Below are 21,587 nucleotides of genomic sequence, written 5' to 3' on the forward strand. Positions count from 1 at the left end.
GGTGCCTACGCGTCGCTGCGGAGGATCGCGGTCAGCACGGGGCTGCGGGCAATCCGGGCGGAAGCCCAGTTCGGCGTCGAGATGTAGGGAATGGGCGGGGTACCGGCGAGCTCGGCCTGGGCCGTGTTCGCATTCCGGCGGGCAGTGCCTCCCACCTGCTCGGCCTGCTTGGCAGCCATCAGGGACGCCCGGATCGCTTCGAGCCCGGCCGCCACCTCGGCCATGCACCGGTGGGCGGTCTCCTCAGCCTCCCGCTCGGCGGCCATCGCGGCTTCGAGGGTGCGCTGCGCGGCCTCCTGGAGGGCCTGGCGCTGGGCCGCGGCCTGCTCCGCCTGGCGGTGCGCGTCAAGGGCCGTCATGGCGTCGGCGAGGGCGCGCTGGGAGGCTTCGGCGAGGGCAAGGTGCGGGCGGATCGCTTCCACCCTGCTCTTGGCGTCCTCGGCGGCACGGAAGTCTTCGCGTTCGAGAGCGGCGGCGAGATCCTGCTCGGCCTGGCTCAGTTCGCCGCGTACCTTCTCGGTCTCGGTGCGGGCGTCAGCCAGCCTGGCGGGAAGGTCGGGCGGTGTCCTGGTCGCCGTGGATGCCATGGGCGTTCTCCTGCCGGGCGCGGGCTGCGTAGCCGACCACGTCCGCTCGGGCTATCAGCCAGGTGCGGCGCGAGTCCTGACGGGCTCGTACCGTGCCGCGGACTGCCAGGCGCCGCCACCACTCCGGGCTGTACCCGGCGATGTCGGCGGCCTGAGCTGTGGTCAGCTCTTCCATGTCCGACACTGACACCGGTTGGGCAGTCCCAAGAATCCCAGCAGTCACGGGCGTTGGGGCTGGCCAAGCCTGCCGGGCGTGCTCACGGGCCTGATGGCGGGCTGCCGCGTCCCGGGCCGCGAGCATCACCGCCGCCGCAGGACGCGACAGCCGCTGTGCCCGGCAGCTGGCCGACGGGGGCGCGCCCCGCACGAAGTCGTTCAACAGGGCCAGGGCGGAGGCGAGTTCCGCGCACAACTCCCCGGGAACGGCGATCCCGTCGTGCAGGAGGATCGGAGCCGGGCGCCCATCCCGGGGCGGGGCAATCACGACTCGCGACTCTCGAACGGCGGGGCAGAGTCCAGCGCGCGCAAATGCCGGGCGACGATCCTCTTGGCCTCGACGGCGTCCTCGCCCCTGATCCCGACGGACGCGAGCGCGGCCTCGACGGCCCGGACCAACACGTCAACCTGCTTCTCGCTGATCGTGGCCAGCCGCTCCTCAATGTTGAGGCGGGCTATCGCCGTGAGGACCGCCACCGCCCGGTCCATGGCCCGCTCGTACAGGAGGACTTCGGCGCGGATCTGCTCGGAGCCGGTGTCGGACTGGTAGCGCACGGCATCGAGCCGGTTGACGAGTTCCGCGGTCGCCTTCTGCCAGGCCAGCACTTGGCCGGCGAGGGCGAGCAGCTGCTTGAGCGGGTCCTCGACCGGCGCGACGCCGAGCTTGGCGAGGACGGCGCGGGCTTCGGCCTCGACCCGCTGTCGGGCCGCGCTGGTCTTCTGGTTCGGGGTGCTGCCACCGTGCAGTTTGCACCGGCCGGCGCCTGCATGGTCGGTGCCCCAGCCTGCCGGGCGGGTGCACGTTCCGGGCTGCTGTTTGCGCTGGGCTCCGCAGTAGCGGCTGTCAGGGCCTGGCGTGCTGAGCGAAGCTGTCATGGCGTCTCCTTCGGGGTGGAACGGCTACGGGATCTGAACTGGCCGCCTCGGAGGGCCGGACGGAGCGTGAGCAGGTCGCGGAGCGCCACGGCGGCCTGCAGGCGTTCCTCGGGGCCCAGGGGGGCCGTGCGGGACTTCCCGGCGAACTCGGCAATCGTGAGTGCGAGTTCGAGCTGGCGGCGCGCCTCGGCGTCCCGGCGGGCTGTGCTGCCGCCGTGCGCACGGCAGGGGCCGGTCCCGGGCGTATCGGTGCCCGACCCGGCCCAGGTTCGGCACGGCTCCCCGTCTTTTCGTGGCCGGCCGCAGCGCGTGGGAGGAGCCTTGGGGGCCGGCGATGACTTCGACGCCGCTTGTCGGGCTCGGGTCGCCGCGGTCCACGTATTGAGCAGCTGCTGCTTGAACGGCCGGGCCACGCCCCAGATGTCCCCGACCAGGGTTACCTCGCGGGCTTGTCGCAGCTGCGGGGCGAGTGCCTCGGCGTCGACTAGACCCGGGGTGTCGCCGACGTACACGACGGCGATCCCCTCGGTCGTTACGGCGACCGTTCCCGGATCGGGGGCTTCCTGTTCGGGGGGCGGGCGGCGGCATCGGATGTTCGGCCGCGGCACGTTGCGGCGGTTCTTTATGACGGCCATTCGCCGTGAAGGCGTGCCGGTCACAACGACTTCTCCGGGGCGTTGTCGTCCGGGCCGCGCAGGTTGCGGAGCTTGGCGGCGTGCCGGTGGGCGAGGCCGCGCTGGCGGGCTGCGGCGAGGGCGACCCGGCGAAGCTTGGCCGCCTCGATACGGGCACGGGCTGCGGCTATCCGCGCGGCCACGATGTCGTCGACGTTCACGACGCCTCCCTCGGCGGGGCATAGACCCAAGGATGGACGTCGTACTTGGGCGAGGGCTTCTGCCCCCGCTGTCCGGGCTTCCGAGGCGGTGCAGGGATCTCCGAGACCCAGCCGAGGTCTTCCAACTCGTCCATGGCGTCCTTGATGAGTTCGGCGTCGACCGCGCCCTGTCCGCCAGGGGACCGGCGGCCCTTGAAGGACTCGCGGATCTTCCGCAGGGTCACGGTGTTGTCGTCGTCGAGCAGCTGGGCAAGCCGCTCCAAGATGTCGCGCAGGAGCTTGCGTCCGCCGTCGCCGTCGCGGCTCATCAGGGCGAAGGCGGCGCGGGCGTGGCCAATCAGATACGGAGCAAGGCCGGTTGCCCGCTCCATCACGTTCTCGTCAATCTCGGCGACAGACGGGTTCTCGTATAGGGCGAGGCAGGCCGAGAGCCTGATGACTTGCCCGCAGAGCTTCCCGGCCCATTCCGCGATGTCGTGAAGCTTCCCGCCGTCGACCTTGTCCTGCTCGATCTGGTTGTAGAAGTCGGCGAACACCTTCCGGGCCGTAGCCGTGAGGGTGAGGGTACGGATGTTCTCGGAGTCCCAGATGTCATCGACCAGCCGGACGAGCCGCTGGGCATAGTCGGCGGCAACCTGGACGGGGACGCCGGGAGTGTCGAAGGTGCCGGGCGGCATGGGTGTCGGCAGGGCGTACAGGAACCGGTTGAGGAAGCCGGAGGACTTGAACTCAGGGTTCTCCTTCTCCAGATGCTCGACAACGCCGGGCTGGATGATCAGAGCGAGCGTGAGAGCAGTCCGTGGCATCCACGAGTTGCCGCGGCCCACCCGGTCGATCTCGTGGCCGGTGCCGCTGAAGGCCTTGAGGACGAGGGTGATGTCTGCCCGGCCGTTGCCGTAGAGGCCGGCGCAGGCCTTGAAGAATCCGGCTTCGGATTCCATGAGGGCCATCCGGCCGCCGTTTTCACCCATGACCTTGCCGAGGGCTTCGAGGGTGACGTCGCCGACGAACGCCTTGGGCAGGGCGGGCTGGTCGCGCAGGTCTCTGAGCGTGTCCAGGACGGCACGGGCGTCGTCCTGGGTCTTCTTGCCGCGGGAGACATCGTTCTCGACGGCCGCGAGTTCCTTTTCCGTGATGCGGATCATCTGCTCGTTCTCTTCGACCTCGGCCCGCAGGTCGTCGCGAAACTTGCCGATGCGCTCGCGCATGGGGGCCATGGCGGCGTCGAGGGCGGGGGTCTTGCGGGCGGAGGAGTCGGCGAGGCCGAGGCAGTACAGGCAGACGTTTTCGGCTTCCCAGCCGTCCTTGACTCGGACCTGTACGCGTCCGCCGAGTGCGGCGGAGATCGAGGCGAGCGCGGAGAGGGCGAGGAGGTCGTCAGAGACGTTGAGTGCGGCGCCTTGCGCTCGTACCCAGTTGGCGAGGCTCGCGCCGAGGAGGTCGGTGGGGAAGGGCGGCAGCTTGTGCTCGGGGACGGGGATGGGTGGGTCCCAACACGGACCGCCCCCCTCATTTTCCGTTCCACTTATTCCAGCGGACGTGTCTTCCGGGCCCCAGAGCTCTTCGCTGGAATTACTGGAATCGTTTTGGAGGGGGGCGGTCCGTGTCTGAGGTGTCAGCTCGGTGATCGGCGGCCACGGGTGGCGCGGCTTGGCGGCGCCTGCCGTGAGGCCCGATTCGATGGCGCTACGGGCCCTTCCCTCGGGGTGGTTGCCTGCGCGAGCAGCGGCCAGCAGTGCCCCTTGTGCATCGGCTTCGGAGAGGGCGCCGACGGCTACCAGGGTGCCGATGCTGAAGGCGGCCCGGTTGATCGCGTTGTTCTGATCGCCGTTGGGCGCCCGCACGATGGCGTCGCATTCGGCCTGAAGGGCCTTACGCGTGTACGCGTCGTGCCGGTCGAGGGGAATGACCGGGGCAAGGCCGGGGGCACTCGGGGCGGCTGTACGCGCTTGTAGGGCTTCGAGTAGCCAGTTGGGCATCAAAACTGGGGGCTGTTCCGCGTCTTCGAGTTCGTAGACGACACCCGAGGCATGGACTGACCCCGGTCCGATGACGTAGGCGTTGCCCGCGCGGACATCCCCATCAAACTTGCCCTGCAGCGCGCCGAGGCGGTTGCCGATCTTGGCCTCTGCGGGCGCCCAGTAGTAGTCGTGGTAGCCCTTGGCGGTGCGCACCCGCATGGTCGGCGTGTGCTGCTGCCCAAGGGACACGGCCGTGTCCTCGATCGCGCCGATCCGGTCGCTGTCGAGAACGACCAGCTGTTCGCCTTCGGGTCCGGAACAAGCTCCCACGGGCACGCCAACGTTGCGCAGCTGGTTGCCGAACAGCTCCTTCACCCGCTCCGGGTCTCGGGCGTAAGTCCGCGTGAACGCGACCGCGGGGTGCTTGCCGCGGTCTTCGCAGGCGGCTGCGTCGTGGCCGCGGCCAACGCCGGCACACTTTTCGAGGCCGGGGTGATCGCAGGGGAAGACGGGAAAACTGTGATTGATGAGCCACTGGGCGCTTTCGAGGGTCGTCACGCGCCCACCGCCGTCGGTCGGAGTACGACGACGTACAACTGACCGCAGGGTGCGGTCTTGCGGACGCTGCGGACGAGCGGGAGGGGTGCTCGGTGGAGGTGCGGGTGGCCGCATTTGGGGCAGGTCTCGACGCGGACTTGCCGGTGCCATTTCGACGACCGGGAGCGGTAGGTGTCGAGCCGTCCGGCGACCTGCGGCTCGTTCCCTCGTGCTGCGGGGGCGAGGGTGGTGTTGTGCTTGCCTTCGGGGTCGTCCCCGGAGGGTTCAGCGGTGTTGGTGGTCACGTTCGTTGTCCTTCGCGAGGGGCGAGGGAGGGCGTAGCGGCGGGGGCCGCGCCTCGCGGGGCGTTACGGGTACGGGTGTTGGTGAGCGGGGCCGCCGTCCCGCCCGCCGTGCGGGGGCTCGGGGCGGAACGGCGGCCGGTCACAGCTCGCCTCGGCGGTAGCTGCGCAGCGCCTCTTCGAGTTGCTGCCTGTGGTCGTTCATCGGCCTGCCTCCCGGTCTTCGGCGCGCTGCATCTGGACGAGTTCGACGCAGGGCCTGCAGGAGGTCGTTGATGTCGCGCTGCATCTGTTCGTCGAGGAGCGCCCACGCCTTCAGCCCAATGATCACAGGGAGTTCGCCGGGGAAATCCTGCTCGATGCGCAGTACGGCGGCGTACAGGTCGGGGGTGGTGTCGTACTCGGCGACGATGTCCACGAAGTCGCTCACTCCGCGCCCTCTTCGCGAAAGATGGGCCAGCCGGGGCCCGGCGGGGGTTCGGGGTGCCCTTGATGTGCGGCTGGGGTGTGGAGGGGACATCGGTAGCCGGGGAGGAACCGGCGGACGCCGTCGACGGAGTTACAGAAGCGCGCTTCTGCGCCGACCCACTGGTCGCATTTACGGGCGGGTTCGGCCTCGGGAGGCGCGCCGTCCGGGGGTTGTGCCACGATGGGCATGGCGTTCCTTTTCTTGTACGTGGCCCCGCTCGGCTGTGGTGGTTGAGGCGGGGCTTCGCCGTGTGTGGATGGGTGCGTCTGGCCCCTGGCAGGCGTTGGCGCGCCTGCTGGGGGCTGCTGTCGTTTCAGGCGCCTTCGAGCAGTCGGATCAGGTCGGCGGTGATGACGACGTGACGCCGCTCGCCGAGCGAAATCGTCTTCACGGGCGATGCCCCGCGCTTGATCAGCTCGTACAGATGCGAGGCGCTACAGCCGATAGCGGGAGCCGTTCTTCGCACGCTGACGGTGGCCGGCCAACTGCTGCGGATCTCGGCGAGGGTGGGTGCGGACTCCATCACGCGGTCCCCGCCTTGTCATGGATGCCGAGATATTCGAGCAGGTCCACGCGCCGGCAGCGATAGGCGTTGGCGATGCGTAGTACTGGAATCGGGTACTTGTCGTGCTTTGCCAGGTCGTATCCGACAGTGCGCCCCAAGCCGATGGCCCGGTTGGTCAGTTCCAGCGGGATCGTCACCGGCAGCGCGAGCACCTCGGACTCCGACATGCCTCGGGCGGCCCTTGCCGTCCGGGTTTGAGGGGTCATGGGAACTCTCTCCGATCAAAGAAATTGTTCCGGAGGAGTGAAAGTAATGAACCTTCCGTTCCTCTGTGGCTCAATTAGTGTCGGACTGTGCGGCATGTGCTGTCAAGGTCGACTGGTGGTTGATACTGTTCCGCTATGGCACAACATGATGACTGGAACATGCGGATTGCCCGCCGCGTCGGGCGGGAAGTCGCCCGAGCCCGCGAAGGCTCAGTAGATGAACGAGGCCGGAAGCTCAGCGCCCAGACGCTTGCCGACCGCTGCGCTGCCCTCGGGCACCCGCTGGACCGGTCGGTCATCGCCAAGCTCGAAAAGGGCATCAGGCAGACGGTGTCCGTCGCTGACCTGCTCGTACTGGCGAAAGCTCTCGACCTCCCGCCGTTGGCGCTTGTCTTCCCTGTCGGCTACGAGGAGGAGACTGAGGTGCTGCCGGAGCGGCTGGAGCACCCCGTGACGGGGCTCCGATGGGCTTCGGGTGAGGGGGTGCTGCCGCCCCATCAAGGCGACAAGGAGCAGAACGTCGCCTCCCGTTGGTGCAGCACGGCGGTCTTCTGGATCCGCAAGCTACTCAAGGACGAAGAGACGATCCGCTACAACAAGCAGCGGGCGAGGGATCACTGGCTTCGCGTGGCGACCGCCGACTCGCCGGAGGCAAGGCAGGCGTATGAGCAGATGGCCCGTACAGCGGACGAACAAGTAGCTGGCCAGGAAGCGGTCGTTGCCCGTTGGCGGCGTGAACTGGAAGAGAAGCAGGGCATCCTTGCGGAGACGCCGCCACTGCACGGCGAAGTGCCCGGCAACCTGCTCTCTTCACCTGGGGGCGACAAGAGCCCATGGTGAGAGGGGTGGAGCGATGGATGACCTGATCAAGAAGGTCGTGCTGAAGAACGGGGCAGTGCGGTACCGGTTCGTCATCGACGTCGGCTCGGTGCCGAAGAAGGACAAGGGCACCGGCGAAGTGCTCCTGAATCAGGCCACCGATGAGCCGGTCATGCAGCGGAAGCAGCTGACCGTCACGAGGGACAAGCTTAAGGACGCCGAGAACGAACTGTCCCGGATCCGGCACCAGCAGAACGCCGGGACGTACATCGTGCCTTCGAAGATGACCCTGGCCGAGTGGCTCGATGAATGGCTGGGGCGTAAGGCCCGTGACGTCGAGCCGACCACCATCCGTACCTACCGCATGGCCCTGGTGCACGTGTACGACAAGCTCGGCGGCATCCGGCTCCAGGCGCTGACCGAGGACCAGATTCAGGTCTTCGTCGACGACCTGGTGGCCACCGGACGCCGCAAGGGCGGCCCGGCCGGTACACGGCTCGCGGTGTCGACGACCGAGGGCATCCTGACCCGGCTGCGCGAGGCGCTCGGGCGGGCCGTGGTCCGCAAGCTCATCCCGTCCAGCCCGGCGCAGTACGTCAAGGTCTCGCTGAACGACAAGAAGACGGACCGGCGCGAACGGAAGCCCGCCAAGCCGTGGAACGTCGACGAGGTCCAGCAGTTCATCAAGGGCATCGAGAGCGACCGCTTGCACGCCCCGCTGCTGCTCTCCCTGATGGGCCTGCGGCCGGCCGAAGTGGTCGGCATGCGGTGGTCGGACATCGATCTGAAGTCGGCCACGCTGGAGACCGCCAACACCCGCACGATGATCGGGAACAAGACCGTCCTGGAGAAGGACACCAAGACCGAGGCGGGTGAGCGGGCCCTGCCCCTGCCGAGCCGGGCAGCCGAGGCGCTCCGCAAGTTCCGGGCCCTGCAGGCTCGGGAGCGGCTCGCCGCGGGGGAGGGCTACACCGACACTGGGTACGTGGTAGTCGACGAGCTGGGGATGCCGAGGAACACCCGCCATCTCCGCGAGCACGCCTACCGGCTGATGGAGAAGCTGGGGCTACGCAAGGTGCGCCTGTACGACGCCCGGCACTCCTGCCTGACATACCTGGCGGTCAACGGCGTCTCAGACGTGATCCTCGCCGCGTGGGCCGGCCACACGGTCGGCGCCTTCACCAAGAAGAAGTACGTCCACCCGGACGTCGAGGACTTGAGGCCCGCGGCGACCGCGTGGGACAGCTTCCACGGGGGAGATCCAAAACCCCCGGTGTGAGAAATCGTGAGACGTGAGGCCCTTAAGAATCACGTATACGGCCCCTGACCTGCGGCTCAATGGTCACTTGTAGAACAGTGTCGAGAGTCTACTGGCGATTTCTGCAGGCCAGCGCCCCACCCCGGTTTGTGCCTTGCTACGAGAGCGCGCGCGGTTCACCGGAGGGCACGGGCGGTCGGCTCCCGGGGGTGTCCGCGCTCACCCCTGGCTGCCGTTCCCCAGCTCGAAACCCAGGGCCTGGGCCGCCGCGGTCGGGGCGGGCTGGGCCCAGCGCTCGGCCATCGCCTCCCGCGAGGACAGCGAGCGCAGCTCCGCGCGGTCCAGGTACAGCGTGCCGTCGAGGTGGTCGGTCTCATGCTGGACGATGCGGGCGGGCCAGCCGGTGAACACCTCGTCCACCTCGCGTCCGCGCTCGTCGAGCGCGCGCAGGCGTACGGTCTTGTGCCGGGCGACGACCGCTCCCCAGCCGGGCACGCTCAGGCAGCCCTCGAAGAACGCGGCCCGGCCGGGCCCGACGGCCTCGTACGACGGATTGATCAGGACCCGGAAGGGCTGGGGGATCCGGCCTCGCACCTGCCGGACCTCCTCGGAGACCTCCGCCGCGTCCTCGATGACCGCGAGCCGCAACGGCAGGCCCACCTGCGGCGCGGCGAGACCGACCCCGGGCGCGGCGTGCATGGTGGCGCGCATCGCCTCGATCAACCGGCCGAGCCGCTGCCGGTCGAGCCGGTCGTCCACCGGATCGGCGGGCCGGCGCAGTACGGGGTCTCCGGCGGAGACGATCGGCAAGGGGCCCGAGCCGGCGAGGAGTTCGTCGACGAGATCGGTGAGTGCGGGGGACGACATGCGGACAGCATGCCAAGAACGATCACGTGGTGCGTACACCGGGATCATGTCGGCCCTGTGAACAATCCGGCCTTCCGGGAATGTACGGCCGGAATCGGATCTTTTCTTGAGGGATGCAGATGGCAGCCGCTGTAGACCGGAGGGAAGCGATCGCCGATGGCCGGTCGGCAGCCGCCGCTGGTGGCATTCGGCGCCGACGCATCCGGCGTTGCCTGATTCCGAGCGAGGGAGACCATGCCCAACGCGTCCGTCCGCACCGAGGTCCCGGCGCATCCGCTGGACCATCCCGCGTACGCCTCACTGACCGGGCCGCACGCCCGGTTCGCCGAGGGGCGCGGCAGAGTGCTGCGCTACCAGACCGATGTGTCGCCCTGGCTCGGGCTTCCCCCGGATCCGGGGACCGCCGACTGGTCGGATCTGGCAGCTCTGGCCGGGCCCGGCGCGGAGGTGGCGCTCCCCGGAGTGCGGATCGCGCCGCCCGAGGGCTGGGAGGTGACGTTCGACGTCGAGGGCGTGCAACTCGTCGCCGAGGCCGTGGACGCCCGCCCCGACGAGGAGGCGATACTGCTCGGCGCGCAGGACGTGCCCGACATGCTCGCCCTCGTGGAGCGCACCCGGCCGGGGCCGTTCCTGCCCCGCACCGTCGAGCTCGGCACCTACCTGGGCATCCGCCGGGGCGGCGAGCTGATCGCGATGGCCGGCGAGCGCCTGCACCCGCCGGGCTGGACCGAGATCAGCGCGGTCTGCACCGATGCCGCCTTCCGCGGCCAGGGTCTCGGCTCTCGCTTGGTCCGCGCGGTCGCCGCGGGCATCAGGGAGCGCGGCGAAACACCGTTCCTGCACACCGCCGCCGCCAACACCGGTGCCATCGGCCTGTACGAGTCGCTTGGCTTCCGGCTCCGCCGCACGACGCGTTTCCTCGGGGTCAGGGTGCCTGAGGAGAGGCCCGCCGGGTAGCGGGCGCCCGGCCCTCTGGACAGGCGGCGGTTCAGTCCTCGACCCGGGCCCAGTCGGCCACCGGGCCCGGCGCTGGACCGTCCGGCGGCGTGACCCAGAACGCGCGTCCCCGCCCGGCATCGAAGTGCGCCCCGCTCCGGCCGTCGCCGGAGGACCGTCCCGTGATCCGGCGTCCGATCCACGGCACCAGATGCTGCCGGGCGAACCGCAGGTCGGCGCTCCGGCGCGCGGTCCAGTCGGGCTGGACGGCGGGCGGCAGCGGCGCCCGCCAGTCGTCCTCGGGGTCCAGGCCCAGCGTCTGCCAGACCGCCTCGGCCACCCTGCGGTGCCCCGCCGCCGTCAGATGCAGCCGGTCCACGTCCCAGAGCCGGGGGTCGCCAAGCACCGGGGCGCCGTACAGGTCGACCACCAACGCGCCGTGCCGGTCGGCGAGTTCGTCGACGTACGAGAAGAGCTCCTCCATGCGGGGCCGGAAACGTTCCATCACCGGGCCGCGCCGTCCCGGGCTGCGCATCAGTACGAGCTGCTTGCAGGCGGGGGCCAGCCGCTCGACCGACTCGGCGAGGAGGCCGCGCACCCGGCCCATGTCGCACTTGGGCCGCAGGGTGTCGTTGAGGCCGCCGACCAGGGTGATGACGTCCGGGCGCAGCGCCGCCGCGGCGGCCACCTGCTCCTCGGCGATCTGCCCGATGAGCTTGCCGCGCACGGCGAGGTTCGCATAGCGGAAACCGGGCGTGCGGGCCGCGAGACGGGTGGCGAGCACATCGGCCCAGCCCCGGTAGGACCCGTCGGGAAGCCGGTCTGACATGCCTTCGGTGAAGGAGTCCCCGATCGCGGCAAAGCTGGTGTAGGCAGCATTCATCTCCATGGCGGAGCGATCCTACCGCGCGGTAGTGTCCGCGGCCCGAGCCGCGGGGCGCGGGCAGAGCGCCGCCCCCGGACCGGAACGACCCCGCGAGACCTGTCCGTCGGGGGCGTTTCGCGGTATGCCAGGAACACATCAAGTTTTCGGTTCGTGGCCGGTGCCGGCCCCGCGAGAGAGCGAGCGTGCGATGTTGTTCACCGCAGTCTTCTGGAAGGCGACCGCCGAACGCGCCATCCGCACCTTCGCCCAGGCACTCGCCGCCGTCCTGACCGCCGGTGCGACCAACCTCTTCGACGTCAGGTGGACCGCGGCCCTGGCGACCGCGGGTCTCGCCGCGCTGCTCGCCGTCCTGATGGCGATCGGAACGTCCCAGCTGGGGCAGCCGGGTCCGGGCCTCACCGAGACCACGAACCCGGCCACGAACCCGCCGCACCCCGCCGAGCCCGCACCCTGAGCAGGACCTGGATCACGCGCCTGCCCAGCGGCTAGACCGCGGACCCCGGCTGCCCCACGAGCTCCCGCAGCACGTCCTCCATCGTCACCAGGCCCGCCAGCTTGCCGTCCTCGTCCAGGACCGCGGCCAGGTGCGTACGGCTGCGGCGCATCGCGGTCAGTACGTCGTCCAGCGGCGTCGCGGCGCGGACCCGGGCGATCGGCCGCAGGGCCGCGACCGGGAACGCCACATGGCGCGGTGCCGCGTCCAGTGCGTCCTTGACGTGCAGATAGCCCAGGATGCGGCTCTCCTCGTCCACGACGGGGAAGCGGGAGAACCCGGAACCGGCGGAGAGCCGCTCCAGTTCCTCCGGCGTCGTGCCGACCTCGGCGCGCACCACCTTGTCCAGCGGCATGACCACGTCCCGCACCGGGCGGCGCCCCAGTTCCAGGGCGTCGTGCAGACGCTCGGTCGCCCGCTCGTCAAGGAGCCCGGCGGCGCTCGCGTCGGTGACCAGACGGGCCAGTTCGTCGTCCGAGAAGGTCGCCGCGACCTCGCTCTTGGCGTCCACCCTGAGCAGTCTCAGGAGGGTGTTGGCGAAGGTGTTGACCGCGAAGATCACCGGACGCAGCGCCCGCGCCAGCGCCACCAGCGGGGGGCCGAGCAGCAGAGCGGTGCGCGCGGGCTCGGCCAGCGCGATGTTCTTCGGCACCATCTCGCCGAGGAGCATGTGCAGATACGTCGCGACGGCGAGGGCGAGCACGAAGGACACCGGGTGGACGAGCCCGGTCGGCACGCCCACCGCGTCGAAGACCGGCGAGACCAGGTGAGCGATGGCCGGTTCGGCGACCACACCGAGCACCAGGGTGCACAGGGTGATGCCGAGCTGTGCCGCCGCCATCAGCGCCGAGACGTGCTCCAGGCCCCAAATGACGCTGCGGGCACGGCGGTTCCCGTCCTCGGCGAGCGGTTCGATCTGGCTGCGGCGTACCGAGATCAGCGCGAACTCCGCGCCGACGAAGAACGCGTTGACGACGAGGGTCGCCAGGCCGATCAGGATCTGGATCGCGATCATCGGCCGGCCTCTTCGTCGTCGCCCTCGGTCTCCAGCGGTGCGTGCAGCAGCACGCGTGCCGCGCGCCGCCCGGTCGCGTCGACCACGTCCATCCGCCAGCCGGCGAGCTCCACGCTGTCGCCGACCCTCGGTATCCGCCCCAGCTCGGTGGCGATCAGACCCGCGAGGGTCTCGTACGGGCCGTCGGGCACCCGCAGCCCGATGACGGCGAGCTGGTCGTCGCGGACCGCGCCGTCCGCGGAGTAGAGGGTGCGGCCGTCGGTGTCCTGCCCGGCGGGCGCGAGGTCGGGCGTCTCGTGCGGGTCGTGCTCGTCACGCACCTCGCCGACGACCTCCTCCACGATGTCCTCCAGCGTCACGACGCCCGCGGTGCCGCCGTACTCGTCGATGACGACGGCCATGGTGCGCTTCGCGTACAGCTGGTCCAGGAGCCGGTCCACGGTGAGCGTCTCGGGTACGAGCAGCGGCTCGCGCAGCAGCGCGGTCACCGGGTGGCGGTGCCGGCGCTCGGCCGGCACGGCCAGGACGTCCTTGATGTGCGCGATGCCCACGACCGAGTCGAGGCTGCCCCGGTAGACGGGGAAGCGGGACAGGCCGGTGGCGCGGGTCGCGTTGGCGACGTCCTCGGCGGTGGCCTGGATGTCGAGCGCGGTGACCTGCACGCGGGGCGTCATCACGTTCTCGGCGTTGAGCTCCGCGAGGTTGAGGGTACGGACGAACAGTTCGGCGGTGTCCGCCTCCAGGGCGCCCTCCTTGGCCGAGTGCCGGGCGAGGGCGACCAGCTCCTGCGGGCTGCGCGCGGAGGCCAGCTCCTCGGCGGGCTCCAGGCCGAAGCGGCGCACCAAGTGGTTGGCCGAGTTGTTGAGATGGCTGATCAGCGGCCGGAAGGCCGCGCTGAACGCGCGCTGCGGGGCCGCGACGACCTTCGCGACGGCGAGCGGCGAGGAGATGGCCCAGTTCTTGGGGACCAGCTCGCCCACGACCATCAGGAACACGGTGGAGAGCACCATGCCGAGGATCAGCCCGACCGAGCCCGCGGCCGACGCGGACAGGCCGAGCGATTCGAGCGGGCCGCTCAGCAGCTTCGCGATCGACGGCTTGGCGATCATGCCGATGACCAGGCCGGTGACGGTGATGCCGAGCTGGGCGCCGGACAGCTGGAAGGTGAGGCTGCGGACGGCCTTGAGGGCACCGGAGGCGCCTCGTTCGCCGCGCTCGACCGCTCGCTCCAGATCGCTGCGCTCGGCGGTGGTGAGGGAGAACTCCGCTGCGACGAACACCCCGCAGACCAGCGAGAGCAGCACGGCCACCAGGAGCAGGAGCACTTCGGTCATCGGGTCACCTCCGTCCCATGATCGGCCAGGGGGAGGCGGTGCGCGCGGTGTCGCGCGGCGGTACTGGTACTGGTACTGGGAGGCTCGCCCATGGGCGGACGCTCACACCTTTCAGTCAGGGGGACAATGCGATGTGCCCATGGTAAAACACGGGCAAAGCACGGCCGGGTGGGGTCCGCTCAGCCGAGCGGCTTCACCCAGCGGCGCCAATCCTCCTGGAGCCCGTAGCCCGCGGCCTGCCAGGCATGCTGCGCGAGCTCGTTGCGTACCAGCACCATGGCGTCGGCCCGCCGCCCGCCGAGGCGTACGAAACGGTCCTCCGCGGCGGCGAGCAGCGCCCCGCCGACACCCTGGCGGCGGTGGTCCGGGTGGACCGCGAGGCGGTACAGATGGCAGCGCCAGCCGTCGAAGCCCGCGATCACCGTGCCGACCAGTTCGCCGCCCCGGACCGCCAGGATCAGCGCCTCCGGGTCGCGGGCGACGAGCCGCTCGACGCCGGCCCGGTCGTCACTGATGCTGGTGCCTTCGGCGGCGGTCTTCCAGAAGGCCAGCACCGCGTCCGGGTCATCGGGCCCGGCGGCCCGGATGTGCAGCTCGTCCATGGCGCCATCCCATCACCCGGCCCCGGCGTGCTGCGAACCGTTCTGGCATGCGGACACCTGCCGGGCGGTCACTCGGCCCGCAGTTCCTCGATCACCGCGGGGGTCACCCTGTTCGCCGCGAAACGGAACGGACGGGTCATCAACTCGCCTCGGCTGTAGGTGTGTTGCTCGTGCCGCAGGGTTGCCCCCAGCACAGCGGATCAGTTCTTGCGCGGTGCATCGGATCCGGGGCCGTCCGAAGGTTCCCCGGGGTGCGGCCGCCCGCCCGAGAAGAGCCGCATCCGCTCCAGGACGGCCGCCGCGGTGGGCTCCGGCATTCGGTCCACGATCTTGCCGTCGCCCAGGAACAGCACCAGATCGGCGTGGCCGGCGGCGCCCGGGTCGTGGGTCACCATCACCACCGTCTGGTCGAGCCCGTCCACCGCCTGGCGCAGGAACGCCAGGACCTCGGCGCCCGCCCGCGAGTCCAGATTGCCCGTCGGCTCGTCCGCGAAGATCAGCTCGGGCCGGGACGCCAGCGCCCTGGCACACGCCACGCGCTGCTGCTGGCCCCCGGACAACTGGGCCGGGCGGTGCCCCAGGCGGTCGCGCAGAGCCAGCGTGTCGATGACCTGGTCCACCCACGCGCGATCCGGTGTGCGGCCCGCGATGTCCATGGGCAGCGTGATGTTCTCGGCGGCGGTGAGCGTCGGCAGCAGGTTGAACGACTGGAACATGAAGCCGATCCGGTCCCGCCGCAGCCGGGTCAGCTCGCGCTCCCTGAGCCCGGTGATCTCGGTGTCGCCGAGCCAGACCTGCCCCGCCGACACGGTGTCGAGCCCGGCCAGACAGTGCATCAGGGTCGACTTCCCCGACCCCGAAGGACCCATCACCGCGGTGAACCGGCCGCGGGCGATGTCCACGTCGACCGAGTCGAGGGCGAGGACCGCGGTCTCCCCGCTGCCGTACGCCTTGGTCAGTCCGCGCGCCCGCGCGGCGACCGGCTCCGTGCCGTACGCGTGTGCCGTTGCAGGTGTGGACAAGGCCGCCTCCCCGTGTGTGGCGCCATGGCGGTTCCAACTCCCGTACCGCATACGAGAGTAGAGGCCATGAGCGAGGCACCGCCATCCGTCGCGGGGCCGGGTGCCGGGCGGCAGATGTAAGGGCCACGCTTATGCTCCGTGCTCCGTGCTCCGTGCTCCGTGCTCCGTGCTCCGTGGCCGCTCGGCGCGGGCCGTCCGGAGCCGGTCGCGCGGGTCCCCGCGCGGAACCTATTCGCCCGGACTCAGCGGGGGCCGCCGTGCCACCCCGAGGACGCACGGTGAGGACGGGGTCGGGATGCCGCGCGCGGGCACGCGCAGACGGCGGCAGCCGACGATCTCGAAGCCCGCCGCCTCGATCGCGCCGAGCGGATCGCGCGCCGTGTGGCAGCCGCCGAACAGCATCGGCCACACCGTGCGGTCCACCCCGCGCTGCACCGCCGCCAGCGCCCGCCCTTCGGCCCGGCCGTGCTCGAAGAACCGCAGCTCGCCGCCCGGACGCAGCACCCGGCGGATCTCACCGAGCGCCCGGGGCAGATCCCGTACCGAACACAGCACGAGCGAGGCGACCGCCGCGTCGAAGGCCTCGCTCTTGACCGGGAGCGCCTCCGCGGCGCCGGGCACGACATCCACCGGCACCTCGGCCCGCAGCGCGGCCCGGACCGCCAACTGCCTCAGCGTGCGCTCCGGTTCGATCGCCACCACCTCGGAGACGGCGGCCGGATAGTGGGAGAAGTTGAGTCCATTGCCCGCGCCGACCTCGATCACGCGCCCCGAGAGCCCGTCCAGCAGCTCCCGGCGGTGCGCGGCGATTCCGGCTCTGTCGTCGGCCGCCACGCTGAACCGCGCGTAGAAGCGCGCGAACACGGGGTGGTGCACGGCATCCGGGGCGATCTTGGTGCGCTGCGCCATGTCGGACCTCCTGAGCCTGGCGGGCAGCCGGTACCGCCATTGTCCCCGCGCCGGGACGGCTCACCCGTCCGCGGACTCCACGAAGCAGAACTCATTGCCCTCGGGGTCCCGCATCACCTGGAAGGCCCCCTGGGCGTCGGTCACCGTCCCGCCCACCGGGACCGCCCCGCGCCGCACGGCCGCGGCCCGCGCCCGGCGCACGTCCTCGACCCTGAGGTCCAGGTGCAGCCGGTTCTTGACCGACTTGTCCTCCGGTACGCGCTGGAAGGCGAGCCGCGGCGCGCCCGGCGGATCGACGTACGCCCACGAGGAGTCCCGGACCACCGGCCGCCCGCCGAGCACGCCGGACCAGAACCGGGCGAGCCGGGCCGGGTCGGCGCAGTCCACGACGAGCTGCCCGAGGCGGGCCCGTAACACAGCCATCAGATGCTCCAAACACCGCCGAGCGCCGGTGCGAGCCAACCGGCCGCGCGGGTACGGAAGTCGGCGGGCGCCAGCCGTCCGGCGCCCTCGGGCACGGTGCCAAGCAATGGTGCACCGGCCGACTCCGGAAGGTCCGCGAGATTGCACCGCGAGGCCAGATCCGGTTCGGCCGGCCAACTGCCCACGACGACCCCGGCGAACTCGATACCGCGGGACCTGAGGGCCTCGCCGGTCAGGGCCGTCGAGTTCAGTGTGCCCAGTCCGGCGGGCGTCACCACCAGGACGGGCGCGTCGAGCAGCCGGGCCGCGTCCGCGAGGGTGCCGCCCGCATCGTCGAAGCGGACCAGAAGCCCGCCCGCGCCCTCGACCAGGACCAGATCGTGCTCGGTGGCCAGCTTCGCCGCCGCCTCGGCCGTCTGCTCGGGCCCCACCGGCACCATGGACGCCCGGCGGGCCGAGGTGTTCGGCGCCAACGGCTCGGGGAACCGGGCCAGTTCGACCCCGGTCACCGCCTCGCCCGCGAGCCGGCGCACCTCGAAGACATCGCCGGGCTCACCCGGCGCGACACCCGTCTGGGCCGGTTTGAGCACGGCCACCGAACGGCCGCCGGCGAGTGCCACGGCGGCGACGGCCGCCGTGGTGATCGTCTTGCCGATCTCGGTCCCCGTACCGCTCACGAACAGAACCGTCATCTCAGCCCTCCCGCGCGGCCGCGCACACCGCACGGCAGATGCGCGCCAGATCGTCGTCACCCGTCACATACGGCGGCATCGTGTACACCAGATCGCGGAACGGCCGCAGCCACACGCCCTCGCGGACCGCGGCCGCGGTCGCCGCCGCCATGTCCACCTCGTGGTCCAGCTGTACGACGCCGATGGCACCCAGGACCCGGACATCGCGTACGCCCTTGATCGAGCGGGCCGCGTCGAGCCCGTCGAGCAGCCCCGCCTCCAGGCGCTTGACCTCGCCCTGCCAGTCCTGGCCGAGCAGCAGGTCGATGGAGGCCAGGGCCACCGCGGCGGCCAGCGGATTGCCCATGAACGTCGGACCGTGCGCGAGCACCGGGACCTCGCCCGACGAGATGCCCTCGGCGACCTCCGTCGTGCACAGCGTCGCCGCCATCGACAGATAGCCGCCGGTCAGCGCCTTGCCGACGCACATGACGTCCGGCGAGAGAGCCGCGTGATCGGCCGCGAAGAGCGCGCCGGTGCGGCCGAAGCCGCTGGCGATCTCATCGAAGACGAGCAGCACGCCGTGCTCGTCGCAGGCCTCGCGCAGCACCCGCAGATACTCGGGCGAGTGGAACCGCATGCCGCCCGCGCCCTGCACCACCGGCTCCACGATCACCGCGGCCAGCTCGCCGGAGTGCCGCGCGATCGTCTCGCGCAGCTCGCGGGCGTACGACTCCTCGAACTCCGCCGGCGGCGGTCCCACGAACAACTGCTGTGGCAGGGCGCCCTGCCACAACTCGTGCATGCCGCCGTCCGGGTCGCACACCGACATCGGCTGCCAGGTGTCGCCGTGGTAGCCGCCGCGCCAGGTGAGCAGCCGCTGCTTGCGCGGCTGTCCGACCGAGCGCCAGTACTGCAGGCACATCTTCACGGCGACCTCGACCGCGACCGAACCCGAGTCGCTGAGGAAGACGTGCTGGAGCGGCTCGGGCGTGATCTCGACAAGACGGGCGGCGAGCCGGACGGCGCTCTCGTGAGTGAGCCCGCCGAACATGACATGGCTCATCCGGTCCAGCTGGCCGCGCGCCGCCTCGTTGAGCACCGGGTGGTTGTAGCCGTGCACGGCCGACCACCACGACGACATTCCGTCGATCAACTCGCGCTGCCCGTAGGCCGGTTCGGCCAGCCGCAGCCGTACACCCGACGCCGATTCGACGAGCAGCTGCTCCTGCCGGTTGGGCATCGGGCCGTACGGATGCCAGACGTGCCGGCGGTCCAGATCGAGAAGCCGCGCGGGGGAGTACTCAGGCATTGGGCGCGAGATCCGTCCCCGCGCCTCGGCGGCGGACGGCCACCAGATCGGTGCGCGCCTGATCCGCGGCCGCCTGCTCGGGCACCTCGGAGGCGCTCTCGCCGCAGGGGCCGCAGCCGCCGCCCTCGTGGGAGCCGCAGCCGGACGCGGCCGCGTGCGAACCGCAGCCCGCGGCGGCGAGCGCGTCGGCGCGGTGCTCGGGCAGGGTGGTGGTGCCCGTGCCCTCCACCTCGAACCCGGCGTCCGCGATCATGTCGAGATCGGCCTGCCCGGCCTGGCCCTCGCTGGTCAGGTAGTCGCCCAGGAAGATCGAGTTGACCAGGTGCAGCGCCAGCGGCTGCATCGAGCGCAAGTGCACCTCGCGGCCGCCCGCGAGCCGCACCTCGACGTCCGGGCAGACGAACCGGGTCATCGCCAGGATGCGCAGGCAGCGCTGCGGGGTGAGGTTCCACTCCTTGGCGAGCGGGGTGCCCTCGAACGGAATGAGGAAGTTCACCGGAACCGAGTCCGGGTCGAGGTCGCGCAGCGCGAAGACCACGTCGACCAGGTCCTCGTCGGACTCGCCCATGCCCGCGATCAGACCGGAACAGGCCGACAGACCGGCGTCGTGCGCCTTGGTCACGGTGTCCACACGGTCCTGATAGGTGTGCGTGGTCGTGATGTCCCCGTACGTCCCCTCGGACGTGTTGAGGTTGTGGTTGTACGCATCGGCCCCGGCGGCGCGCAGCCGCTCGGCCTGGCCGTCGGAGAGCAGACCGAGGCAGGCGCAGACCTCGACGCCCTCGTTCTGCTCCTTGATGGTCTCGATGGTCTCGGAGACCCGGGCGATGTCCCGGTCCGTGGGGCCGCGGCCGCTGGCCACCAGGCAGACCCGCTTCGCGCCGCCCGCGACACCCGCGGCGGCGGCCTTCGACGCCTCGTCGGGCTTGAGCCAGGTGTACTTCAGGATGTCGGCCTTGGAGCCGAGCCGCTGGGAGCAGTACGAACAGTCCTCGGGGCACAGGCCCGACTTCAGATTGACCAGATAGTTGAGCTTCACCCGGCGTCCGAACCACTGGCGGCGCACCCGGCCGGCCGCGGCCACCACATCGAGCAGTTCGTCGTCGGAGGTCGCCAGTACGGCGAGAGCCTCTTCGCGGGTCGGCAGTTCGCGCCGCAACCCCTTGTCCACCAGCGTGTTCAGCAGGTCCATGGCGCCGATCTTTGCGTACCGCACCGCCTGAGGCCAAGGTAGGGATCCCACAACACAGGTGGTTTGAGGTGTGTGTATCGCCACACCCTGACCCGGCATGGCACCGGCTAGGGTCTGTGGGCAGCCTACAAAAAGGGACTCCACCATGCCCCGAGCGCCGTTCGACTGGATCGACGTGGAATCGGAGCGCCGCGAGCGCGCCGGCCTGGTCCGTACGCTCCGGCCGCGCGCCGCCGACCAGGATCTCCTGGACCTGGCGAGCAACGACTACCTGGGGCTCACCCGGCACCCGGCGGTCACCGCGGGAGCGGCCGGGGCGGCCCACCGCTGGGGCGCCGGCGCCACCGGCTCCCGCCTGGTCACCGGAACCACCGCGCTGCACGCGGAACTGGAGCGCGAACTCGCCGAGTTCTGCGGCTTCGAGGCCGCGCTGGTCTTCTCCTCCGGTTACGCGGCGAACCTGGCCGCGCTCACCGCGCTCGGCCCCCACGGCTCGCTGATCGTCTCCGACGCGGGCAACCACGCCTCCATCGTCGACGGCTGCCGGCTCGCGCGGGCCGGTACGGACGTCGTGCCGCACGCCGACCCCGAGGCGGTCCGCAAGGCCCTGGACGCCCATGGCGGACCCGGCCTCGTCGTGTCGGACTCGGTGTTCTCGGTGGACGGCGACGCCGCCCCGCTGTCCCAACTGGCCCACTTCTGCCGGGAGTTCGGGGCAGCATTGGTGGTGGACGACGCACACGGGCTCGGCGTGCTCGGCGAGGGCGGACGCGGCGCGCTGCACGCGGCCGGACTCGCGGGCGCGGACGACGTGGTCGCCACCGTCACCCTGTCGAAGTCGCTCGGCAGCCAGGGCGGCGCGGTCCTCGGCCCCGCCCGGGTCATCCGGCACCTGGTGAACGCGGCCCGCACCTTCATCTTCGACACCGGGCTGGCACCCGCCTCGGCCGGCGGGGCGCTGGCGGCCCTGCGGCTGCTGCGCGCGGAGCCGGAACTCGCGGGCCGGGCCCGTACCGTCGCCGCCGAACTGCACGGACGCCTCACCGCCGCGGGGCACCGCGCGGTACGCCCCGATGCCGCGGTGGTCTCCGTGCGGGCCCCGTCGCCGGAGGCGGCGGTGGCCTGGGCGGCCGACTGCCGCGCGGCCGGGCTCGTGGTCGGCTGCTTCCGGCCGCCGTCGGTCCCGGACGGCATCTCGCGGATCCGGCTGACCGCCCGCGCGGATCTGACGGAGCGGCAGATCGACACGGCGGTGGGCACGATCCTGCGGACCGCGCCCACCGCCTGACGAACT

The 21,587-nt window shown here is 71.1% G+C and carries 27 protein-coding genes; 5 read left to right on the forward strand and 22 right to left on the reverse strand.

Features of this window, described 5'->3' with window-relative positions; translation table 11 throughout:
• Positions 1 to 5: 5 nt before the first annotated feature.
• The 10 genes from ACIQ8J_RS12450 to ACIQ8J_RS12495 form a co-directional block, all read right to left on the reverse strand.
• On the reverse strand, positions 6 to 587 hold the full coding sequence (locus ACIQ8J_RS12450; RefSeq protein WP_403270200.1) for a hypothetical protein: 582 nt from the start codon (positions 585 to 587) through the stop codon (positions 6 to 8).
• A complete protein-coding gene (locus ACIQ8J_RS12455) occupies positions 535 to 762 on the reverse strand; it encodes a helix-turn-helix domain-containing protein (RefSeq protein WP_403270198.1) in 228 nt (75 codons plus the stop codon). The genes ACIQ8J_RS12450 and ACIQ8J_RS12455 overlap by 53 nt, the downstream gene beginning before the upstream one ends.
• Positions 763 to 1,067: 305 nt before the next feature.
• Positions 1,068 to 1,679: a hypothetical protein gene (locus tag ACIQ8J_RS12460; RefSeq protein ID WP_403270195.1), complete on the reverse strand. Its 612-nt coding sequence runs from the start codon at positions 1,677 to 1,679 to the stop codon at positions 1,068 to 1,070.
• Positions 1,676 to 2,314 (reverse strand): hypothetical protein, encoded by a 639-nt coding sequence (locus ACIQ8J_RS12465; protein ID WP_403270192.1) that lies wholly within the window; start codon positions 2,312 to 2,314, stop codon positions 1,676 to 1,678. Before ACIQ8J_RS12465 ends, ACIQ8J_RS12460 begins: the two co-directional genes overlap by 4 nt.
• 20 nt (positions 2,315 to 2,334) lie before the next feature.
• Positions 2,335 to 2,514 (reverse strand): hypothetical protein, encoded by a 180-nt coding sequence (locus ACIQ8J_RS12470; protein ID WP_403270189.1) that lies wholly within the window; start codon positions 2,512 to 2,514, stop codon positions 2,335 to 2,337.
• Positions 2,511 to 5,033 (reverse strand): DUF3987 domain-containing protein, encoded by a 2,523-nt coding sequence (locus tag ACIQ8J_RS12475; protein ID WP_403270186.1) that lies wholly within the window; start codon positions 5,031 to 5,033, stop codon positions 2,511 to 2,513. The genes ACIQ8J_RS12470 and ACIQ8J_RS12475 overlap by 4 nt, the downstream gene beginning before the upstream one ends.
• Positions 5,030 to 5,317 carry a hypothetical protein gene (locus tag ACIQ8J_RS12480; protein WP_403270183.1) on the reverse strand — a complete coding sequence of 96 codons (288 nt, stop codon included), beginning with the start codon at positions 5,315 to 5,317 and terminating at the stop codon, positions 5,030 to 5,032. Before ACIQ8J_RS12480 ends, ACIQ8J_RS12475 begins: the two co-directional genes overlap by 4 nt.
• Positions 5,318 to 5,456: 139 nt before the next feature.
• The gene (locus ACIQ8J_RS12485) at positions 5,457 to 5,744 is read right to left on the reverse strand and encodes a hypothetical protein (protein WP_403270181.1); all 288 of its coding nucleotides are present in this window, start codon (positions 5,742 to 5,744) and stop codon (positions 5,457 to 5,459) included.
• A 352-nt stretch (positions 5,745 to 6,096) separates the two neighbouring features.
• A complete protein-coding gene (locus ACIQ8J_RS12490; RefSeq protein ID WP_403270179.1) occupies positions 6,097 to 6,306 on the reverse strand; it encodes a DNA-binding protein in 210 nt (69 codons plus the stop codon).
• Positions 6,306 to 6,515 carry a hypothetical protein gene (locus ACIQ8J_RS12495; RefSeq protein WP_403270176.1) on the reverse strand — a complete coding sequence of 70 codons (210 nt, stop codon included), beginning with the start codon at positions 6,513 to 6,515 and terminating at the stop codon, positions 6,306 to 6,308. Before ACIQ8J_RS12495 ends, ACIQ8J_RS12490 begins: the two co-directional genes overlap by 1 nt.
• A 174-nt stretch (positions 6,516 to 6,689) precedes the next feature.
• On the opposite strand from ACIQ8J_RS12495, the gene ACIQ8J_RS12500 reads away from it, so the two are divergent.
• Entirely contained in the window at positions 6,690 to 7,394 is a 705-nt protein-coding gene (locus ACIQ8J_RS12500) for a helix-turn-helix domain-containing protein (protein ID WP_403270173.1), read from the forward strand.
• Positions 7,395 to 7,407: 13 nt separating this feature from the next.
• Positions 7,408 to 8,652: a tyrosine recombinase XerC gene (xerC, locus tag ACIQ8J_RS12505; protein WP_403270170.1), complete on the forward strand. Its 1,245-nt coding sequence runs from the start codon at positions 7,408 to 7,410 to the stop codon at positions 8,650 to 8,652.
• 198 nt (positions 8,653 to 8,850) lie between these two features.
• Here the strand turns inward: xerC and def are convergent, their stop codons facing one another.
• Positions 8,851 to 9,498, reverse strand: coding sequence for a peptide deformylase (gene def, locus ACIQ8J_RS12510; RefSeq protein ID WP_403270167.1), 648 nt, complete (start codon positions 9,496 to 9,498; stop codon positions 8,851 to 8,853).
• Between the two features lie 234 nt (positions 9,499 to 9,732).
• On the opposite strand from def, the gene ACIQ8J_RS12515 reads away from it, so the two are divergent.
• Positions 9,733 to 10,455, forward strand: coding sequence for a GNAT family N-acetyltransferase (locus ACIQ8J_RS12515; RefSeq protein WP_403270164.1), 723 nt, complete (start codon positions 9,733 to 9,735; stop codon positions 10,453 to 10,455).
• Positions 10,456 to 10,486: 31 nt separating this feature from the next.
• Here the strand turns inward: ACIQ8J_RS12515 and ACIQ8J_RS12520 are convergent, their stop codons facing one another.
• Positions 10,487 to 11,323: an SGNH/GDSL hydrolase family protein gene (locus ACIQ8J_RS12520; RefSeq protein ID WP_403270161.1), complete on the reverse strand. Its 837-nt coding sequence runs from the start codon at positions 11,321 to 11,323 to the stop codon at positions 10,487 to 10,489.
• A gap of 184 nt (positions 11,324 to 11,507) precedes the next feature.
• Between ACIQ8J_RS12520 and ACIQ8J_RS12525 the strand changes: the two genes are divergently transcribed.
• The gene (locus ACIQ8J_RS12525; RefSeq protein WP_403270158.1) at positions 11,508 to 11,774 is read left to right on the forward strand and encodes a holin; all 267 of its coding nucleotides are present in this window, start codon (positions 11,508 to 11,510) and stop codon (positions 11,772 to 11,774) included.
• Between the two features lie 31 nt (positions 11,775 to 11,805).
• Here ACIQ8J_RS12525 and ACIQ8J_RS12530 read toward each other — a convergent pair whose 3' ends face one another.
• From ACIQ8J_RS12530 to bioB, 10 genes are all read right to left on the reverse strand, one after another.
• Complete coding sequence (locus ACIQ8J_RS12530) at positions 11,806 to 12,828, reverse strand: hemolysin family protein (protein ID WP_403270155.1); 1,023 nt, start codon at positions 12,826 to 12,828, stop codon at positions 11,806 to 11,808.
• Positions 12,825 to 14,162 (reverse strand): hemolysin family protein, encoded by a 1,338-nt coding sequence (locus ACIQ8J_RS12535; RefSeq protein WP_403270152.1) that lies wholly within the window; start codon positions 14,160 to 14,162, stop codon positions 12,825 to 12,827. Before ACIQ8J_RS12535 ends, ACIQ8J_RS12530 begins: the two co-directional genes overlap by 4 nt.
• 179 nt (positions 14,163 to 14,341) lie before the next feature.
• Positions 14,342 to 14,764 (reverse strand): GNAT family N-acetyltransferase, encoded by a 423-nt coding sequence (locus ACIQ8J_RS12540; protein WP_403270150.1) that lies wholly within the window; start codon positions 14,762 to 14,764, stop codon positions 14,342 to 14,344.
• A gap of 68 nt (positions 14,765 to 14,832) precedes the next feature.
• Positions 14,833 to 14,958: a hypothetical protein gene (locus ACIQ8J_RS12545; protein ID WP_403270148.1), complete on the reverse strand. Its 126-nt coding sequence runs from the start codon at positions 14,956 to 14,958 to the stop codon at positions 14,833 to 14,835.
• 6 nt (positions 14,959 to 14,964) lie between these two features.
• Positions 14,965 to 15,786 (reverse strand): ABC transporter ATP-binding protein, encoded by an 822-nt coding sequence (locus tag ACIQ8J_RS12550; protein WP_403270145.1) that lies wholly within the window; start codon positions 15,784 to 15,786, stop codon positions 14,965 to 14,967.
• A 228-nt stretch (positions 15,787 to 16,014) separates the two neighbouring features.
• Entirely contained in the window at positions 16,015 to 16,695 is a 681-nt protein-coding gene (locus tag ACIQ8J_RS12555; protein WP_403270142.1) for a class I SAM-dependent methyltransferase, read from the reverse strand.
• A gap of 60 nt (positions 16,696 to 16,755) precedes the next feature.
• Complete coding sequence (locus ACIQ8J_RS12560) at positions 16,756 to 17,118, reverse strand: VOC family protein (protein WP_403270139.1); 363 nt, start codon at positions 17,116 to 17,118, stop codon at positions 16,756 to 16,758.
• Entirely contained in the window at positions 17,118 to 17,810 is a 693-nt protein-coding gene (gene bioD / locus ACIQ8J_RS12565; protein ID WP_403270136.1) for a dethiobiotin synthase, read from the reverse strand. Before bioD ends, ACIQ8J_RS12560 begins: the two co-directional genes overlap by 1 nt.
• 1 nt (position 17,811) lies before the next feature.
• Complete coding sequence (locus ACIQ8J_RS12570; RefSeq protein WP_403270133.1) at positions 17,812 to 19,101, reverse strand: adenosylmethionine--8-amino-7-oxononanoate transaminase; 1,290 nt, start codon at positions 19,099 to 19,101, stop codon at positions 17,812 to 17,814.
• Positions 19,094 to 20,293 carry a biotin synthase BioB gene (bioB, locus tag ACIQ8J_RS12575; protein ID WP_403270502.1) on the reverse strand — a complete coding sequence of 400 codons (1,200 nt, stop codon included), beginning with the start codon at positions 20,291 to 20,293 and terminating at the stop codon, positions 19,094 to 19,096. Before bioB ends, ACIQ8J_RS12570 begins: the two co-directional genes overlap by 8 nt.
• Before the next feature lie 145 nt (positions 20,294 to 20,438).
• On the opposite strand from bioB, the gene ACIQ8J_RS12580 reads away from it, so the two are divergent.
• Complete coding sequence (locus ACIQ8J_RS12580; RefSeq protein ID WP_403270131.1) at positions 20,439 to 21,581, forward strand: 8-amino-7-oxononanoate synthase; 1,143 nt, start codon at positions 20,439 to 20,441, stop codon at positions 21,579 to 21,581.
• Positions 21,582 to 21,587 lie beyond the last annotated feature (6 nt).

This window comes from Streptomyces sp. NPDC094147, from assembly GCF_044764265.1.
Lineage (GTDB): Bacteria > Actinomycetota > Actinomycetes > Streptomycetales > Streptomycetaceae > Streptomyces.

Excerpts from the sequence above, each read along its gene's own strand:
- ACIQ8J_RS12450 (WP_403270200.1), bottom strand. The coding sequence starts at position 587 with ATGGCATCCACGGCGACCAGGACACCGCCCGACCTTCCCGCCAGGCTG.
- ACIQ8J_RS12455 (WP_403270198.1), bottom strand. The coding sequence starts at position 762 with ATGGAAGAGCTGACCACAGCTCAGGCCGCCGACATCGCCGGGTACAGC.
- ACIQ8J_RS12460 (WP_403270195.1), bottom strand. The coding sequence starts at position 1,679 with ATGACAGCTTCGCTCAGCACGCCAGGCCCTGACAGCCGCTACTGCGGA.
- ACIQ8J_RS12465 (WP_403270192.1), bottom strand. The coding sequence starts at position 2,314 with ATGGCCGTCATAAAGAACCGCCGCAACGTGCCGCGGCCGAACATCCGA.
- ACIQ8J_RS12490 (WP_403270179.1), bottom strand. The coding sequence starts at position 6,306 with ATGGAGTCCGCACCCACCCTCGCCGAGATCCGCAGCAGTTGGCCGGCC.
- ACIQ8J_RS12495 (WP_403270176.1), bottom strand. The coding sequence starts at position 6,515 with ATGTCGGAGTCCGAGGTGCTCGCGCTGCCGGTGACGATCCCGCTGGAA.
- ACIQ8J_RS12500 (WP_403270173.1), top strand. The coding sequence starts at position 6,690 with ATGGCACAACATGATGACTGGAACATGCGGATTGCCCGCCGCGTCGGG.
- xerC (WP_403270170.1), top strand. The coding sequence starts at position 7,408 with ATGGATGACCTGATCAAGAAGGTCGTGCTGAAGAACGGGGCAGTGCGG.
- def (WP_403270167.1), bottom strand. The coding sequence starts at position 9,498 with ATGTCGTCCCCCGCACTCACCGATCTCGTCGACGAACTCCTCGCCGGC.
- ACIQ8J_RS12515 (WP_403270164.1), top strand. The coding sequence starts at position 9,733 with ATGCCCAACGCGTCCGTCCGCACCGAGGTCCCGGCGCATCCGCTGGAC.
- ACIQ8J_RS12520 (WP_403270161.1), bottom strand. The coding sequence starts at position 11,323 with ATGGAGATGAATGCTGCCTACACCAGCTTTGCCGCGATCGGGGACTCC.
- ACIQ8J_RS12525 (WP_403270158.1), top strand. The coding sequence starts at position 11,508 with ATGTTGTTCACCGCAGTCTTCTGGAAGGCGACCGCCGAACGCGCCATC.
- ACIQ8J_RS12530 (WP_403270155.1), bottom strand. The coding sequence starts at position 12,828 with ATGATCGCGATCCAGATCCTGATCGGCCTGGCGACCCTCGTCGTCAAC.
- ACIQ8J_RS12535 (WP_403270152.1), bottom strand. The coding sequence starts at position 14,162 with ATGACCGAAGTGCTCCTGCTCCTGGTGGCCGTGCTGCTCTCGCTGGTC.
- ACIQ8J_RS12540 (WP_403270150.1), bottom strand. The coding sequence starts at position 14,764 with ATGGACGAGCTGCACATCCGGGCCGCCGGGCCCGATGACCCGGACGCG.
- ACIQ8J_RS12555 (WP_403270142.1), bottom strand. The coding sequence starts at position 16,695 with ATGGCGCAGCGCACCAAGATCGCCCCGGATGCCGTGCACCACCCCGTG.
- ACIQ8J_RS12560 (WP_403270139.1), bottom strand. The coding sequence starts at position 17,118 with ATGGCTGTGTTACGGGCCCGCCTCGGGCAGCTCGTCGTGGACTGCGCC.
- bioD (WP_403270136.1), bottom strand. The coding sequence starts at position 17,810 with ATGACGGTTCTGTTCGTGAGCGGTACGGGGACCGAGATCGGCAAGACG.
- ACIQ8J_RS12570 (WP_403270133.1), bottom strand. The coding sequence starts at position 19,101 with ATGCCTGAGTACTCCCCCGCGCGGCTTCTCGATCTGGACCGCCGGCAC.
- bioB (WP_403270502.1), bottom strand. The coding sequence starts at position 20,293 with ATGGACCTGCTGAACACGCTGGTGGACAAGGGGTTGCGGCGCGAACTG.
- ACIQ8J_RS12580 (WP_403270131.1), top strand. The coding sequence starts at position 20,439 with ATGCCCCGAGCGCCGTTCGACTGGATCGACGTGGAATCGGAGCGCCGC.